This window comes from Burkholderia sp. Bp9142 (assembly GCF_003853415.1).
Lineage (GTDB): Bacteria > Pseudomonadota > Gammaproteobacteria > Burkholderiales > Burkholderiaceae > Burkholderia.
On sequence record NZ_QTPP01000013.1, the window covers coordinates 56,622 to 71,380 of the forward strand.

A 14,759-nucleotide genomic window follows, 5' to 3' on the forward strand; every position below is an offset into this window, starting at 1 on the left:
CCGGCTTGCCTCAGCGCTCAAGAAAGGGCCTGAGCTTGTCCGCCCGGCTGGGATGCATCAGCTTGCGCATCGCCTTGCTCTCAATCTGACGGATCCGCTCGCGGGTCACGTCGAACTGCTTGCCGACTTCTTCAAGCGTGTGATCGGAGTTGGTGTCGAGCCCGAATCGCATCCGCAGAACCTTGGCCTCGCGCGGCGACAACCCGTTGAGTGCCTCGTCGATCGCCGCGCGCATGTTCGCGTGAATCGCCGCCTCAGCCGGTGAACTCGCCGAGACATCCTCGATCATGTCGCCGAGCGTTGCATCGGCGTCGTCACCCACCGGGGTTTCGAGCGAGACAGGTTGCCTGGCGATCTTGAGGATACTGAGCACTTTCTCCTCGGACATCTCCATGCGCTTTGCCAGCACTGCGGGATGCGCTTCCTGCCCTGTCTGCTGCAAGATTTCGCGCGATATCCGGTTCAGCTTGTTGATCGTCTCGATCATGTGGACCGGCACGCGAATGGTCCGCGCCTGATCGGCGAGCGCACGCGTGACAGCCTGCCGGACCCACCAGGTCGCGTAGGTCGAGAACTTCCAGCCGCGCCGGTATTCGAACTTGTCCACGGCCTTCATCAGGCCGATATTGCCCTCCTGGATCAAATCCAGGAACTGCATGCCGCGGTTCACGTATTTCTTGGCGATTGAAATGACGAGACGAAGGTTCGCCTCGATCATCTCGCGCTTGGCCTGCCGCATTTTCAGTTCCGCGGCACTCATCTGGCGGTTGATCTGCTTGAGCTGCTGGAGCGGCAACGAGACCCGGGACTCGATGTCGACGAGTTTCTGCTGCGCCGCCTGAATCGCCGGCTGATGTCGCTCGAGCGCCGCGCCAAACTGCTGCGAGGTCGCCGCCGTGCGGTTCGTCCATTCGAGGTCGGTCTCGTGGCCCGGGAACGACTCGACAAACGCGTCGCGCGGCATGCCGCAACGGTCGACAGCAATCGCCAGGATGCTGCGCTCGATCGCGCGAACCTCAGTCACTTGTCCATGCACAATGGCGCACAGGCGGTCGATGGTCTTGGCCGTAAAGCGGATCGGCGCGAGTTCACGCTGGATCGCCGTGCGCACTTGCGCAGCGGCTGCGGAACGGGCAGCGCCAGTGACAGGCACATCCGGCAACTGCTCGAACAGTGCACGCACGCGCGCGAAAATCACAAGACTGTCGTTCGTGAGTTCTTCGAGGCGTGCCGCGTTCACCTTCTCCGAATCCCCGGCGTCCGTTTCGACGTCGTCTTCGTCGGAATCATCGTCGGCGGCGAGTGCTTCCCCGTCCTCTTCCTGGGACTCCGGCGTCATTTCGCTTTCATCGGCGTCGGCACTGATGCCATCGACCAGTTCGTCGATGCGGAGTTCGCCGGCAACGATGCGGTCGACATCGGCAAGAATCGTGGACACGATCGACGGACACGCGGCAATCGCTTGAATCATGTCCTGCAGACCATCTTCGATCCGTTTCGCGACCTCGATCTCACCGGCGCGGGTCAGCAGTTCGCTGGCCCCCATCTCACGCATGTACATCCGAACCGGATCCGTGGTGCGGCCGAATTCGGAATCGACGGTCGATAACGCAGCTTCCGCCTCCTCGTCCGCCTGATCGTCGGATGCCACGGCCGGCGCAGCGTCGGTGAGCAGGAGCGCTTCGGCGTCCGGCGCTTGTTCGTACACGGCCACGCCCATGTCGCTGAACGTGCTGACGATGGTGTCCATCGCCGCCGTTTGGGCAAAGTTGTCGGGCAGGTGATCGTTGATGTCCGCGTGGGTGAGATAGCCGCGCTCGCGACCGAGCGCGATCAATGCGCGCATCTGGTGCTGGCGCTCCTCGTTCTGGCGTGCCAGGGACGCGATGTCCGTCGGTGTCAGGGCCTGGGCCTTTCCCTTTGACGCACGGCGGCCGGCTTTTGCCGTGGCTGTGATTTCAGGGGATGTGGAATCGTTCCGATCAGAAATTGCCAATACATGCTCCTCGACAGATGAGCCGACGATCGTCGCGAGCATGACGCCAGAATGGGTTGCCTGCCGGGATGCGAACGGAATCGTGTACGCACAGATAGTCGAGGGCGGGACGCCTCGCGCGAAATCCGTATGCGCAGCTTGTGGGGGGGCGTGAATGATACCGGAATGTATTGTGCGGCACAACACGGGGGCCTTGGATTTCCATACACCATACCCGTGTAGCCCGCTCTGGCTGTGACAAGGGGGGAGCAGTCGCCCCCTGTCCCTGCCAGTGAATGCGTGCTGTCGACCCATTGCTGCCGCCCGGTTCACACGGACTGCGCGGACCGTTCTCAGCACTTCATCAGCCATTCACCTGAGGGGCGTGTGCTGCTCGTCGGCCAGATCATTCACCGCACGAGGGACTGCCACTGCGGCCATCATCATTTCTCGTCCCGCATGGATGGCGTAAAGGTAATTCCTACCAGCAATCCTTCCGGCCCGATGAAGCGACTGACGGTCTGGCCCCACGGCTCACTCCGATTCCTGACCAGCATTCGATACCCCCGTGATTCAAGTTCCGCTGTAGCCGCTTCGACATTGTCGACATCAAACTCAATCCAGGCTTGCGGGATGGGTACGTCGCCAGGCCACGAATCCGTGTCGAAGCACGACTGAGCGGCCTGAGAGAGCGGCCACAAGGCGAAAGTGTTTGCGCCATTCATGCTCTCAGTATGGAGGTAGCCGCCTGTCTCTTCCTTGAAGGGGATACCGAAGGCCCGACTGTAAAGCTCGCGGCTTGCCTCGGCCTCAATCACAATCGGGCCAAAGCCTGCGATGAACAAGGCAGTGGTTTTTGGGAACTTATCCATGGCTTTTCCTTTGCCTCGAACGAGCGGCGCCGTGAGGTGCGAACATGTCCGCCCGCGCCCATCGGGTTGAAGTGGCTGCCAGCATTCAGGTAGCGCGGGGCATGGATGAGTGTAGGCTTGGCCGGCAGACATCTCCACCCGGCAGTGAACGGCGATCTGGCGGGTTCGATAGCGCTCGCGGCATCTCGACTGCGTGCGTCACGTCACGGGCGTACTGCTGACGCTCGATTGTTCCTTTGTGACTTCGGTCGGACGACCGTTCCTGGCCCAACTCGGCCGGCTACCACCCAGCAACGCGCGACCGGCGCAGATCGACCCGTGTGAGACGCTCAGTCAGGATTTTCGAATGTCCGGTCGCGCGCCGACATGAGACGATTGCCGATTAAGCTTCGAGCTTGCCACCGACCGTCGCCGAGCGCGAGCGATTTAGAGCCTTCGCGGCGGCTCACCTTGTGTACCTGGTCCGAGCGGCCGAGCAGTTCGAGTTCGTCGGCTGTCAGGCCGATGTGGATGCGCCCGCCGATCAGCGCGATAGTCGCGGGATCCACTCCCAAATCGCGGATCAAGGCCTCCACTTCGCGCGCAGTGTTGACGTTCTCCGGGTAGGGCATGCCGTGGGCAATGATGGTCGACGATTCCAGCGCCACGAATGGGCGGCCGGCGGCCCGTGCGGCGGCCACAGGCACGCTGAAGTTCAACCAGGATTGGGCGAGGTCGGCAGCCATTTGGATCCTTTCAACGCTGCGATTCGATTCGAATGGTCACCAGACAACTCGAGTGTTTGGCAGGGCCGCCTTGAGCGCATCGACGTTCTTGGCCCTGGTGCCGTAGAGAACCAGCTCTCGGAGTCCTGTCAGGCCCTTCAGTACTTCGATGTCCTGGACCGGCGTGTTTGCGAGATAGAGCTCTTGCAGACCGGTCAAGCCCTTCAGCGCATCGATGTTTTGAACGTTGGTGCGAAAGAGATTCAGCGTTCGAAGGCCCGTCAGGTCTTTCAGCGCACCGATGTTCTCGACCCTGGTGTCGGCGAGATTGAGCCTTCGCAGGTCCGTCAGGCCCTTCAGCGCATCGATGTTCCTGACTTGCGTACGCGCAAGCACGAGTGTTTCCAACTGGCGCAATCCCTTCATCGCATCGATGTTCTCGACGTTGGAGCCGTCGAGCACGAGCGTTTTCAGGGTGGGCATTCCCGTTAGCAAATCGAGGTTCCGAACTGGAGTATTGGCGAGATAGAGCGCCTGCAGATCGTCCAGCTTCTTCAACGCATCGAGGCGCTCGACTTGCGTCTCGTTGAGATCGAGCGTTTTCAACGCGGTCAGCTGGCTGAGCGGCTTGATGTTCCGGACATTCCTCGCGCCACCCAGCTTGAGTGTTTCCAGGTGAGGCAATTTCTCCAACGCGTCGAGGTCCCGAACCTGCGTGTCCCGGAGATCGAGTTCCCGCAGGTCAGTCAAGCCCTTCAGCGCATCGAGGTTCGAGACCCGGGTCTCCCACAGATTGAGCGATTGCAGGCCGGTCAGTCCTCGAAGCGCATCGATGTTCTGGACCTGGGTGCGGTGGACCACGAGTCGTTTCAGGGAACGCATGCCCTTGAGCGCGTCGATGCGCCAGACCGGAGTCCCCGTGAGGTCGAGCGATTGAAGACCGCCCAGTCCGTCAAGCGAGTCGACGTTATCGACTTCGGTGTCTGCCAGATTCAACTCGAGTCTGAGGCGGAGCTTGATTAGATGCGGGAGCGCCGCGTCGAGCTGCGAGGTCGTCAATGCCGGCTTTGCCCGCAATGCCAGGCATCCCGACTCGGGTGTCGTAGCGGAATCGCTGCTGTCATTGCAGGCGCCCGCGTAAAATCCCAGATCGATCAGCGCCCGTTCATCCAGTTTTTCCCGAAAAGGGCTCAACACCACCAACAGGCTCACAAGCAAAAGGCCGATGCCGCCGGCAATGGCCCATGGCCTGGCACGGCGCCAGACCGATGTGCGCAAGCCTGCAGAAGTGGGCTTTGTGCTTGAGGGTGGTGTTTCGGACACGGCGGGCTCTGTTCGTCCAAGGTCGCTTCCTTTATACACGAAGCAAGGGAACAAAACGGCGCACCGGAACGTTCTCCGAGATGGATGGGTCGTACTTTCAGACGCGCTTTTCAAAACGCTTTCGACCCCAAACTTTTACCCCATCAATCAACTGATGACGACACGCATCGAATCGCCACCTATCGCGCTCGACGGCGCGCAGGCGCCGTCGCAGTACACACGCACGGCGATGGTCCTTCACTGGACCATCGCCGTTTTGATGATCGGTAACGCGGCCCTTGGCTTGAGCGCGGACTCACTGTCCGATGGCTGGGTGCGTCCGGTAATCGACACGCACAAGTCGATCGGCATCACCGTGCTCGGCCTTGCGCTCATGCGCATCCTGTGGCGCGTTTCACACCGGCCGCCGCCGCTGCCGCGCGAGTTCCCGTCGTGGGAGCGCGTGGCCGCACACGTCGCGCACTTCCTGCTATACCTGTTGATGATCGCGCTGCCGCTCTCGGGATGGGCGCACGACTCCGCATGGAAGGATGCGCTCACGCATCCGATGCGGCTTTTCAACCTGTTCCCGTGGCCGCGCATCGGCTTCGTGATGAACCTCGTTCCGTCCGTCAAGGAACCGCTGCACACGGGCCTCGGCACATTGCATACGTGGCTCGGTTATGCGCTGTATGCGTTGCTCGCGATGCACATCGGCGGCGCGCTCAAGCATCAATGGCTCGATCGTCAGTCGGTCTTCAAACGGATGGCGCCGTGATGGACGCCGATATCGTCATTGACGCCGTGCGCCCGGCTGCACGATCGACCGGTTCGGCAGACGCGCGGAAGAAGTTGCTGGATGAAGCGTTGGCGCGCGTGTCTCCGCGTATCGTGCCGCGCCCGGCGACGTGGACCAGCAGGCTGATTCACGGCGGCGTCACGGTGCTGTGGCTGCTGCTGTTCGCGCGAGCGTTCTTTCTCCACGGCGTCGTCGCATGGTCGAGCGGCATCATCTATGTCTTCTACGACACGCTGCTGCTGTTTTTCGTTACGGCAAAAACGCTGCCGCTCGCACGGCGAATCGTATCGACGCGCGCGGCGCAGCATGAGCGACCGTTGCCGGAGATGGGTGTCATCGTCGCGGCGCATGACGAGGCGGCCGTGCTGCCGGTGACGCTCGCCGCGCTGCTCGAACAGGTCGACGGTCCGGCGCAGATCGTGATCGCCGACGACGGCTCCACCGACGGCACCGCCGAGCTGCTCACCCGCCGATTCGGCCTGACGGCGCCTGCACTCGGCGAGTTGAGCGCGCCGAGCGCTCGTCACCCGAACCTCTACTGGCTGCGCGTGCCGCACGGCGGCAAGGCGCGCGCGCTGAACGCGGCGATAGCGGCGACGACGACCGAGACCGTGATGACCGTTGACGCCGACACGCTGCTCGCGCCCGACGCCACCCGCGCAATGCGCGTGGCCTTCGCCGGAAGACCGACGCTCGTGGCGGCCACGGGCATTCTGGTGCCGGTATGCAGCAAGTCCGTGGGCGGCCGCATGTTCCAGTGGTTCCAGACGTATGAATACATGCGCAACTTCATCGCGCGCTTTGCGTGGATGCGAGCGGACAGCCTGCTGCTCGTGTCGGGCGCGTTCGCATCGTTCCGGCGGGACGCTCTCGTCGCGGTCGGCGGCTTCGATCCGCAATGCCTCGTTGAAGACTACGAGCTGATCCACCGGCTGCGCCGCTATTCGGCAGACCGACGGCTCGACTGGGACGTGCGCGTGGTCGGCGACGCGCACGCGCGCACCGACGCGCCGGGCACGCTCGCCAGTTTTTTGCGGCAACGCCGCCGCTGGTTCGCGGGTTTCCTCGAGACCCAATCCTGGAATAGCGACATGACGGGCAACCGGCGGTACGGAACGCTCGGCACGCTGATGTTGCCCGTGAAGGCGTTCGATACGATGCAGCCAGTCTACGGACTGACCGCCTTCGGCCTGCTGGTCGCGTTTCTGCTCGGCCGCCACGACGCGATCGTCGTGTCGATCTTCAGCGTCATTTTTCTGAAGACGGTAGTCGATCTGGCGTTCTACGTGTGGAGCATCCACCTTTACCGGCGCTGGACCGGCCTGCGCGCCGGATCGAGCCTTTGGATGGCCGTGGCGGCGGCCATCGCGGAGCCGTTCACGTTCCAGTTGCTACGCCACGTCGGCGCGGTGCTCGGCTGGCTGCACTTCCTGCGCGGCGGCAAGTCGTGGGGCAAGAAGCACCGCTCCGGCCTCATCGCGTCGGCCGGCGAACGGTACTAAGGAGCGCGTCAGGTCAGTCTATCTTGGGTATTCGTATTTCCCGGTTGATGCGCGCGTTTTCTGTTGCGCTGCACATTTGAGCGCCCTGCGCGTGTGTCGTCCGACGGGCTCATGTCGACCCAAACCGGTCCCCCGCAACATGGGTGACCGAATGGCAGCTATCGAGTGGCGAGCGGTCATCCGTTGCCCCGGTGCCTGTCGTTCACACGGTACGCACCCCGTTGTGAGCAATCCATTGCTGCGGAGGCGGTCTTTCTCATCAGTACGGCATGAGCCCCGTACAGTACGAAGCAGCAACAAAAGTACGAAGCAGCAACAAAACCACATTGAAACGGTGTCTCCACGAAATCCTGGGAACTCCAATCCTTCCCTGTTTACGCGCTCCCAGTGGAACTCTTGGCTGCATTGACCATGTCTGCGATCTCCCCTTCAAGGGAACGAATCACTCGACTCAAGCCGTCCCTAGAAACGCTTCCAGATTTTATCTGGCGTTCGGGATCATCAATTCTGATACGGGCAGCGTCCGATATCGAATTATGCAAACATCGCTGAAAGTCCAACTCATCATCAAATATCGCCTCGACTGCCTCACCGATATCGTCTATGAGAATGGCCCGCAAAGGGCACGCTTTGATTGTGGCGAGCAAATCTTCGTCCAGAGTCGTGACAGCCGGGATGTAGAACGTCGTCCCCTTGAGTTCTGTCATCAACGTCTCACACCAACGAAAGAGAAACAAGTCCCACGCCAAGGCTGAGATACGCCTCAGAGAATCTTTGGTAGGAGAGCGTAGCGCGCGCTCGGCAAAAATGGCCAATCGTCCTTCCGGTTCGTAAATGCCCGTGATCGCCTTCCATCCAAAGTAGAGTTCTTTGAGCGGAAGTATGTTGAACGACTCCAAGCAAAAATCGACGAGATTCGACATTGCTGCGTTCACTGCGCTGCCGTTCCAGCATTCGCGAATCGAAAACAGCATGATGGCGTAAAAAAGGTCACGCCTTATGATCTGCCGCCAACATTCTTCGCTGGCCAGCCACGACCGCCATTGCGCTTCGGCCACGGGCATGTATTCCAATAACCCGTCTCTACTGGTCGGCGCTAATCCATGCTCGCAAAAATGATGGGCCGCAGCAACTTTTAAGAACGGCCATGGGTTGTTGGTTTTGTTCGCCTCTCGCAAATTCTCAAGGGAGGCAAATGTCCAATCAATGTTGCCATCGAGATTTTCGACCACGAACTGCAAAGCGGCTTCCACTCGCTCTCGGGTGCTGATTACGTCGCCGGTAAAGAATTTTGGCAGATCCGACAGTAAGTTCGTGTCCAACATTGCCCTGACCCCGAACTGGATCTCTGCGCGTCCCAAACGCATTTGCGCCTCAACTTCGTCAGAGAAAACGAGTACCCCCTTACCACAAAAAAGAGAGCTCACGCATCCAGTTGCTTCGAGGGCAGATTGTATTGGAGTTCCTGAGATATCCGACGCGTACACTAGGCGTAGCCCTGAGAATGCATCTCTATCGGCAGCAATAATATCTGCGAGAGACTTGTGCTCACCTTGAGTCAAGATCGCGGTTTTTGCCCGCTGGAACTTCATTCGCCGTAGCGTCTTCTGCATCGCTGCACTCTCAGATTATGTTTTGTTTCGCCAACACTGTTTGGGCTCCGATGGCTCGCCAGATATCCGGACGCGACACCATTGTAGCTGACGATAGATGCTCCGTACGTTTGGCCATGTCTCGGTCAGCATAGGCTCGATAGTCAGCAATGCGTTTTCGATGCTAAGGAGCAGTTCGGCATTCATCATAATTGGGGAAAAGCTTAGTGCTTGGTATCACACTGTTTCTACGGCAAGTGCGTGCGGAACTTGAGGGATCGATTGGACGGCCGCTTCGGGCGCGTCATCGACGCTCGAATGTCCGGTCGGAACGTCGGACCACCGTCCCATGTTGACCGCCTCCTGACGCTGGGACATGTAACGGTCGCGAGTTCCCGTTCTCCATGCGCAGCCTCCCAATCATGAAGCGTGGCCTCACCGGGGAGCCTCTTTCCGTTTGGCCGGTGGGTTCAGAAAGTCAGCGGATAAGCTATCGGAAAACCTGAGCCCATACCGCCCGAAGGCGTCGCGCGCGGTCTTCGAAGAGATATGAGGCCCCGAGCGTCAAGAGACCTGAAATTGCACCCGTCGCGACGTGTTCGACATAGGGGATACGGTAGTGACTCGTGTGTGAGTAGGCGTCGCCCAACGTTGTCAGGACGCCAACGACCAGCGCATTGCCGTATCGATGCGCGTAGAGTTTCGCCGCAGGCGTGAAAGTCAAAAGTACAGCCAGGAGTCCAGTAAGCAGCCCTGTCTGAAATGCAATAGTCCAGTGGGCGAGGCTCATGATATTTCCCCAGCTCCCCGGCATGCAGGTCATGCACGCACTGGTCGGCTGCCAGAAACGCTGGGCAAACAGTCTAACGCGGTGCTTCCACTCGGTTGCCATGATGCATCCCATCAATGCCGTCATCACGGCCGGCGCCACCACACGTATCGTTGAAGCAGTTTCCAAACCCTTTAACGAGCTTGCCGCCCTCACGGATGGGTGTCCTGTGCGCCGTAGCGGCCGATCAATAACTCGGACATGGGGGAATACTACTCCACGATTCGACGGCCGCTGTTTCGACCGAGACCGGAACTCAACTCTTGCGTCTATCGGTGCAGTCCCATCCGTGACGGGCGTCGAACGATGCGCTTCCGCGCGAAGTCGACGTCCGGCATCGACCCTTATCCCAGCCGAAGCGGACGCCGAAACGTCTGATTGCCGGCAAACGTGAATGATGGCGCAGCCGACAGCACGCATCCGCTGGCAGTAACCGCGCACGCCCATCAGCCGGCCGTGGAAAGCGACCTCGACGTGCGCTAACCCGACCGCAAATGTCTCGGCAATAACTTGCAGAGATCCCCCTTTCTTCATGCCGGCAAATTGAAGCGCGCGACAACCTGTGTGCAATCGTGGTGCAGCACACCATTGAATTGCACCATCTCCATTCTTGCTGCACCGCACGCAACACGCGTGGCTCGGCTTCATTTCACTTCGGCGCCAATCGATTTTCAACCGCCGCTCCCCAGAGCCGGCAATGAAATGGCGTACGCTTGCCCGATGCGCTAACGGCGGCATGGCTTTGCGCAATACAGACATGCCGAGTCGCGAGCGTCGGCCGATCTGCGGGCACGGGGCAGCACGAAGTGGCACAGGTATTGCGTTGGATCCGGTAGAGGCCAATGGCGGCCTTTGCGTTTCACCAGTTTTCCCTACGCTCTTACGAGCGGATGCGGGGCAATGGCGTCCCGGAGCGACTCTTGCGCTGATCGGCCGATCGGTTCGTGCGTGCGTCGCTCCGGGATTTTTTTGTCTCGTTGACGGGGGAGCCGGGATGCGCGCTGGGCTCCCATGCGGTTCGACACATCGGCGATCTCCGCCCTACACCTTCCAACACATGAAACGACAGACGCATTCGACTCACGCCCCGGTCTCGGCGCAAGCGATCGGCGAGCTCATCAATTTGGCCGGCCGGCAGCGGATGCTGTCGCAACGTATCGTGCTGCACGTGCTGCTCGCTTCGCGCGGAGACGATGCCGCACTGGACGTCGCGAAGCAAAGTGCGGCGATGTTCGCGAATGCACACGCCGATCTGGTCGATGGCAACGAGCAGTTACCTGGCGTGTTCTCCGGCGCGCTGAGGCAACTCTATTTCGGCACCCCGCGCGCAGACGAGCATGTCCGGCACTTCGTCGCGCACACGGCCAAAGTGCTCGCGAGTCTCGAATCGGGCAGCGCTGCCGCAGACGAACAGGTCGACGCGCTCGTTAGGCAGGCCACTCCGCTGCTCGAACTGCTGCAGCAGATTACGCTCGCGTACCAGAACGAAATGCGCGGCATCGAGGCCGAGGCGCTCAAACGTCAGGCGAGCATCGCCGAACAATTGGGCAGCATCTCGATGCAAGCCAACATCGTCGCGCTGAATGCGCGCATCGCCGCCGCGCGCGCGGGCTCGTATGGCCGCGAGTTCGCGGTCATCACGACAGTCCTTGCCGACATCATCAAGGAGATGGATCAGCTGATGTTCAGCGTCATCGGCACGCGCGGCCCGGCCGAAGCGTCACCCGGGCGTGGCGCCATGGCACACGGCCGGCACGCAGGTGTCGGCGCTGCACTTCGATAGCCTCAACAAGTTGAGAGAACCCTGCTATCACAATGCCTTTATTTTTCATCGAAACTCGGCCGCGAACAAATACGCCGGGCGACTCGATCGCCTCCTGCCCGCGACACCGTGCTTGCCGCACACGGCGCGACGAAACCCAAAGACACGGGAAGACGGCAGACGAACGCTGCGAAACGCGCGAATGAAGCGCCGCTCCGGCGCGCCCCCCGCGCGTATGCCGCAATTCGCCGCCGATATCCTGCCGCAGTCTCAGCAGGTTGAAGATCGGGCAGACCGCTTCGACCGCCTGAAGCAACGCACTCGAGAATCAACCGTGGAACGTGCGACTGAAACGGCCATTCAGGCCCTTTGCAAAAGGTCGGTCGCCTGCTCGGCGTCGGCCAGCGAGTCGAGCGCGAGATACGCAATGAACTGCGAGCCGAGCACGGCAGCGGATACGCCGCGCAGGTTAATCCCGCCGTCCGACAGTTTCCGGGTCAGCTCCGCGATGATCCCCAACTGGTCCAGCCCCATCACACGGACGGAGTGCAGGCTCGAGGTAGGATTGAATCCCACCTGGGTGGCCGCGCGGATCTCTTGATCTCCCTGCAGCGGCGCGACAAATACGACCCCTTTGCCTGGTGCCTCCGGCGTGCGCCGGGCGACAACGAATTGCAAATCGGCGCCAGCATCGCGCAACGCGCTCAACACGTGGGCAAGACCGCCCGGCTTGTCCTCGATGGTGGCCGCCCAGACGTCAACACGTTCGACAAGCAGTTCCATGGCCCCTCCGAAAAATCGGACTTCGATGAAGACAATCTACGTCGCGCATGACCGGCGAGCAAGTCCGCTGACGCGAGGGATGCCCGGATGCGGCGGTAGCGATCGGAGATGCAAGCCCCGCCTAAGCATCCGCCGAATCCGCCGACGGGGGGCGCAAGCCGAGCATGGCCGTCCGCCGATGCTGCCATTGCACCAGCTCGTCGCGAAACGCATCGGGTGATTGCTCGGACGTTACGCGCAATGTTCCGGATTGAAAGGTTCTCGCAGCACGCCAGAACGGCCGGCCATCCGGTACATCGTCGATGGCGGTAATAGGCAACTGGTACGTTCGATGCAGATATGACAGGAATGCGAGACCATAGCCGCGGCGCCTCATCGGCGGGCGAATTTCCAGTCGATGGACGTATACCCGATCGGTTCGAGGCGCCAGGCTGTATATCGCCGCGCCAACGGTCCGGCCGGACGCCTCCAGGATCGCAACTTCCCAGCCCGAATGCCGGGCACCGTCGATACCCAGATCGATCGGCCTGGATTGAAAACGAATCACGGGAAGCCGGCGAAATTTGCGTCGAGCAAAAACGGACCGCAGGTAGGAAAGCACGTTCAGCCTTTTGTCATGTCCGCAGCGATCCGTTTCTTCACCCTCGTGAGCGACGGCAATCCGCGGCCGCACATTTGCGCGTTGACGCTTCCGATATCAAACGCAACCACCCACGACATGAACGACCCCGCATGGATGTCCGGATCAACGCGACCGTGCGATTCTCGAGCGACATCGACGAAAACTATTTTCGATTCTTCAGAAACGTCTGTCCGGCTGCCGTAATCGAAACGCTTCCGCGACCGTTCGTCGGATAGCGCACGAATCCTGCGCCGATGAGTTCCCGGGTAACGGACCAGCCAAGCGCAGGCGTATCGCGACCATAACGAATATCGGCAATGCGCTCCAGCGCCCAGATCGCGGATGCCGAGATAGTCGGAACGGTCGAAGTATCGTTATCGCTCATGGCGTCTCCAGGAATTTGATCATGATCAAGGGTGCCGCATGTCTCGAGCTAAAATGGCAAGACAAGCACTCAGGCGCGTCCAGTCGTAACTGGCGCCGACCTCGATGCGTATGGCGGCTTCGACGAGGTCGATGCCGTGGTGCCCACAGTGTCGATCCGCGCGTTCGACGAGTGCCTCGAGCGACGGTAGCGGCGCGTCACTCTTCCAGGCGAAGACGATCACGTTACCCGCACCGTCTTCAGCCGGCGCGATCGCGACGGAAGGACCGAACGTGTCACGAAGTCTCGCGAGACAATCACCCAGTCGCGGATCGTCGCCGAGCAGATTGACGACGAGTACGCCGTCGTCGTTCAGTCGCGCCCGACAGGTGTCGTAGAAGGCTGCGCTGCAGAGTTCGGGCGGCGCGCCGTCCGCATTGAAACCATCCAGCAAAAGTGCATCGAATGAGTCTGTGGTCGTCGACAAGTGCTGCGCCCCGTCCGCGCAGATGATCGTCAGTCGCGCGCCATCAGGTGGAACGTGGAACCGATCGCGCAGGGCAATGACTTCCGGATTGATTTCGATTGCCGTGAGATGGGTGTTCGGCAGGTTCCGATAGCAATACTTCACCAGCGAACCACCTCCGAGCCCAATCATGCCCACGCGCGCGGGTTCCGGCTGAAACAACAGGAAGCCCATCATCGTGCGCGTGTAGCCGAGTGCGAGCACATCGGGGGCCTCCCGTAGCATGGTGCTCTGCATGCCACGGCCGTCAAAGCACAGCGAGACGAGGTGCTCGGTTTCCACGACGATCGGCTTGTCGGCGAGTTCGGCCGAGGAAGCCGCGCGCAGACCCAGGAACGGGAGATCGACAGGTGGCACGCGGCTCAGCCTTCCTGCAGCAAGGGTAAAAGCGCATGAAGCGCCGCCTCTTCGTCCGGACCGCTTGCAAGGACTTGCGCGGACGTGCCGCGGCGCAGCTGAAGCGACGACATGGCCATGCCGTCCTTTGCATTTCCGCGACGCCCATTCGCGATAAGCAGGATGTCGCTGTCGAAACGGCGCGCCGTGTCCACGAGCACATCGCGGACGCAGTTCGCACCGTCCCGGCTCCAGGCGGAGCGCATTTCGAAATAGACGACGGTCGCCATGTTCCTCGCGGGTGCCGTGAGAGGGATCCTGGTATTCAATGGGACGGAGCGCGCTCGCAGGCCGTCAGGAACGCCTCGAACTCACCTTCCCATGCCGTGTCGCGCAGGTCGATTTCGAAACCGGCGAGACGCTTCATTTCACCGCTCAGATACACGGCACTGAGCAATCGAGGCGGCACACCCTGCGCAAAACAGCAGCCATCCGCATCGAGAAGCAGGCGCGGGTGGTGTCGGAACCGCGCACTGGCCACCGAGATCGGATCCATCACATGCCGAGCCGACTCCCGCGGATAAACGAAGGCCAGATGGGTACCGGCTGCCGCGAGCCGTTCACCCGCATCATGGAAGCGGTGGACCATCTGGAAACCACGCTCGCCACCGCGCCCGACGCCCACAACGACAAGCCCCCTGCTTCCCGCGACCTCCGGCAGGGATACGGACCGCCGATCGGGCAACAGCAGCATCCCATCCAGATCGAACATGTCGACACCTCCGCGAATC

The 14,759-nt window shown here is 61.0% G+C and carries 14 protein-coding genes and 2 pseudogenes; 3 read left to right on the plus strand and 13 right to left on the minus strand.

Annotated features, from left to right (window positions below; translation table 11 throughout):
* Window positions 1–10: 10 nt before the first annotated feature.
* The 4 genes and pseudogenes from rpoD to DIE22_RS16740 all read right to left on the minus strand — a co-directional run bounded on the left by rpoD (window position 11) and on the right by DIE22_RS16740 (window position 4,763).
* The gene (gene rpoD / locus DIE22_RS16725) at window positions 11–2,038 is read right to left on the minus strand and encodes an RNA polymerase sigma factor RpoD (protein ID WP_260426692.1); all 2,028 of its coding nucleotides are present in this window, start codon (window positions 2,036–2,038) and stop codon (window positions 11–13) included.
* A gap of 380 nt (window positions 2,039–2,418) precedes the next feature.
* On the minus strand, window positions 2,419–2,847 hold the full coding sequence (locus DIE22_RS16730) for a VOC family protein (RefSeq protein ID WP_124497670.1): 429 nt from the start codon (window positions 2,845–2,847) through the stop codon (window positions 2,419–2,421).
* 410 nt (window positions 2,848–3,257) lie between these two features.
* Window positions 3,258–3,572 (minus strand): annotated as a pseudogene (locus tag DIE22_RS16735) (pseudouridine-5'-phosphate glycosidase); the annotation flags it as partial.
* A gap of 36 nt (window positions 3,573–3,608) precedes the next feature.
* Window positions 3,609–4,763 carry a leucine-rich repeat domain-containing protein gene (locus DIE22_RS16740; protein ID WP_260426694.1) on the minus strand — a complete coding sequence of 385 codons (1,155 nt, stop codon included), beginning with the start codon at window positions 4,761–4,763 and terminating at the stop codon, window positions 3,609–3,611.
* 265 nt (window positions 4,764–5,028) lie between these two features.
* Between DIE22_RS16740 and DIE22_RS16745 the strand changes: the two genes are divergently transcribed.
* Both DIE22_RS16745 and DIE22_RS16750 read left to right on the plus strand, forming a co-directional pair.
* Complete coding sequence (locus tag DIE22_RS16745) at window positions 5,029–5,631, plus strand: cytochrome b (protein ID WP_124497772.1); 603 nt, start codon at window positions 5,029–5,031, stop codon at window positions 5,629–5,631.
* On the plus strand, window positions 5,631–7,154 hold the full coding sequence (locus tag DIE22_RS16750) for a glycosyltransferase (RefSeq protein ID WP_124605575.1): 1,524 nt from the start codon (window positions 5,631–5,633) through the stop codon (window positions 7,152–7,154). The genes DIE22_RS16745 and DIE22_RS16750 overlap by 1 nt, the downstream gene beginning before the upstream one ends.
* A gap of 374 nt (window positions 7,155–7,528) precedes the next feature.
* On the opposite strand, the gene DIE22_RS16755 is transcribed toward DIE22_RS16750, so the two are convergent.
* Window positions 7,529–8,767 (minus strand): hypothetical protein, encoded by a 1,239-nt coding sequence (locus DIE22_RS16755; protein ID WP_124605576.1) that lies wholly within the window; start codon window positions 8,765–8,767, stop codon window positions 7,529–7,531.
* Window positions 8,768–9,236: 469 nt separating this feature from the next.
* On the minus strand, window positions 9,237–9,638 hold the full coding sequence (locus DIE22_RS38800; RefSeq protein WP_124605577.1) for a hypothetical protein: 402 nt from the start codon (window positions 9,636–9,638) through the stop codon (window positions 9,237–9,239).
* Window positions 9,639–10,632: 994 nt separating this feature from the next.
* Between DIE22_RS38800 and DIE22_RS16765 the strand changes: the two genes are divergently transcribed.
* Window positions 10,633–11,358, plus strand: a complete 726-nt coding sequence (locus tag DIE22_RS16765) for a type IV pili methyl-accepting chemotaxis transducer N-terminal domain-containing protein (RefSeq protein WP_124497773.1) — start codon at window positions 10,633–10,635, stop codon at window positions 11,356–11,358.
* Between the two features lie 211 nt (window positions 11,359–11,569).
* On the opposite strand, the pseudogene DIE22_RS39200 reads toward DIE22_RS16765, so the two are convergent.
* From DIE22_RS39200 to DIE22_RS16800, 7 genes and pseudogenes are all read right to left on the minus strand, one after another.
* Window positions 11,570–11,656, minus strand: a pseudogene (locus DIE22_RS39200) (OsmC family peroxiredoxin); the annotation flags it as partial.
* Between the two features lie 41 nt (window positions 11,657–11,697).
* A complete protein-coding gene (locus tag DIE22_RS16775; protein ID WP_124497678.1) occupies window positions 11,698–12,120 on the minus strand; it encodes an amino acid-binding protein in 423 nt (140 codons plus the stop codon).
* 121 nt (window positions 12,121–12,241) lie between these two features.
* Complete coding sequence (locus DIE22_RS38805; protein WP_260426695.1) at window positions 12,242–12,721, minus strand: GNAT family N-acetyltransferase; 480 nt, start codon at window positions 12,719–12,721, stop codon at window positions 12,242–12,244.
* A 184-nt stretch (window positions 12,722–12,905) separates the two neighbouring features.
* Window positions 12,906–13,127 (minus strand): hypothetical protein, encoded by a 222-nt coding sequence (locus DIE22_RS16785; RefSeq protein ID WP_124497679.1) that lies wholly within the window; start codon window positions 13,125–13,127, stop codon window positions 12,906–12,908.
* Window positions 13,128–13,152: 25 nt separating this feature from the next.
* Complete coding sequence (locus DIE22_RS16790) at window positions 13,153–13,989, minus strand: fused MFS/spermidine synthase (RefSeq protein WP_124605578.1); 837 nt, start codon at window positions 13,987–13,989, stop codon at window positions 13,153–13,155.
* A 5-nt stretch (window positions 13,990–13,994) separates the two neighbouring features.
* Window positions 13,995–14,258, minus strand: a complete 264-nt coding sequence (locus DIE22_RS16795) for an HPr family phosphocarrier protein (protein ID WP_124497681.1) — start codon at window positions 14,256–14,258, stop codon at window positions 13,995–13,997.
* Between the two features lie 35 nt (window positions 14,259–14,293).
* Window positions 14,294–14,740, minus strand: a complete 447-nt coding sequence (locus tag DIE22_RS16800) for a hypothetical protein (RefSeq protein WP_124605579.1) — start codon at window positions 14,738–14,740, stop codon at window positions 14,294–14,296.
* Window positions 14,741–14,759: the final 19 nt, after the last annotated feature.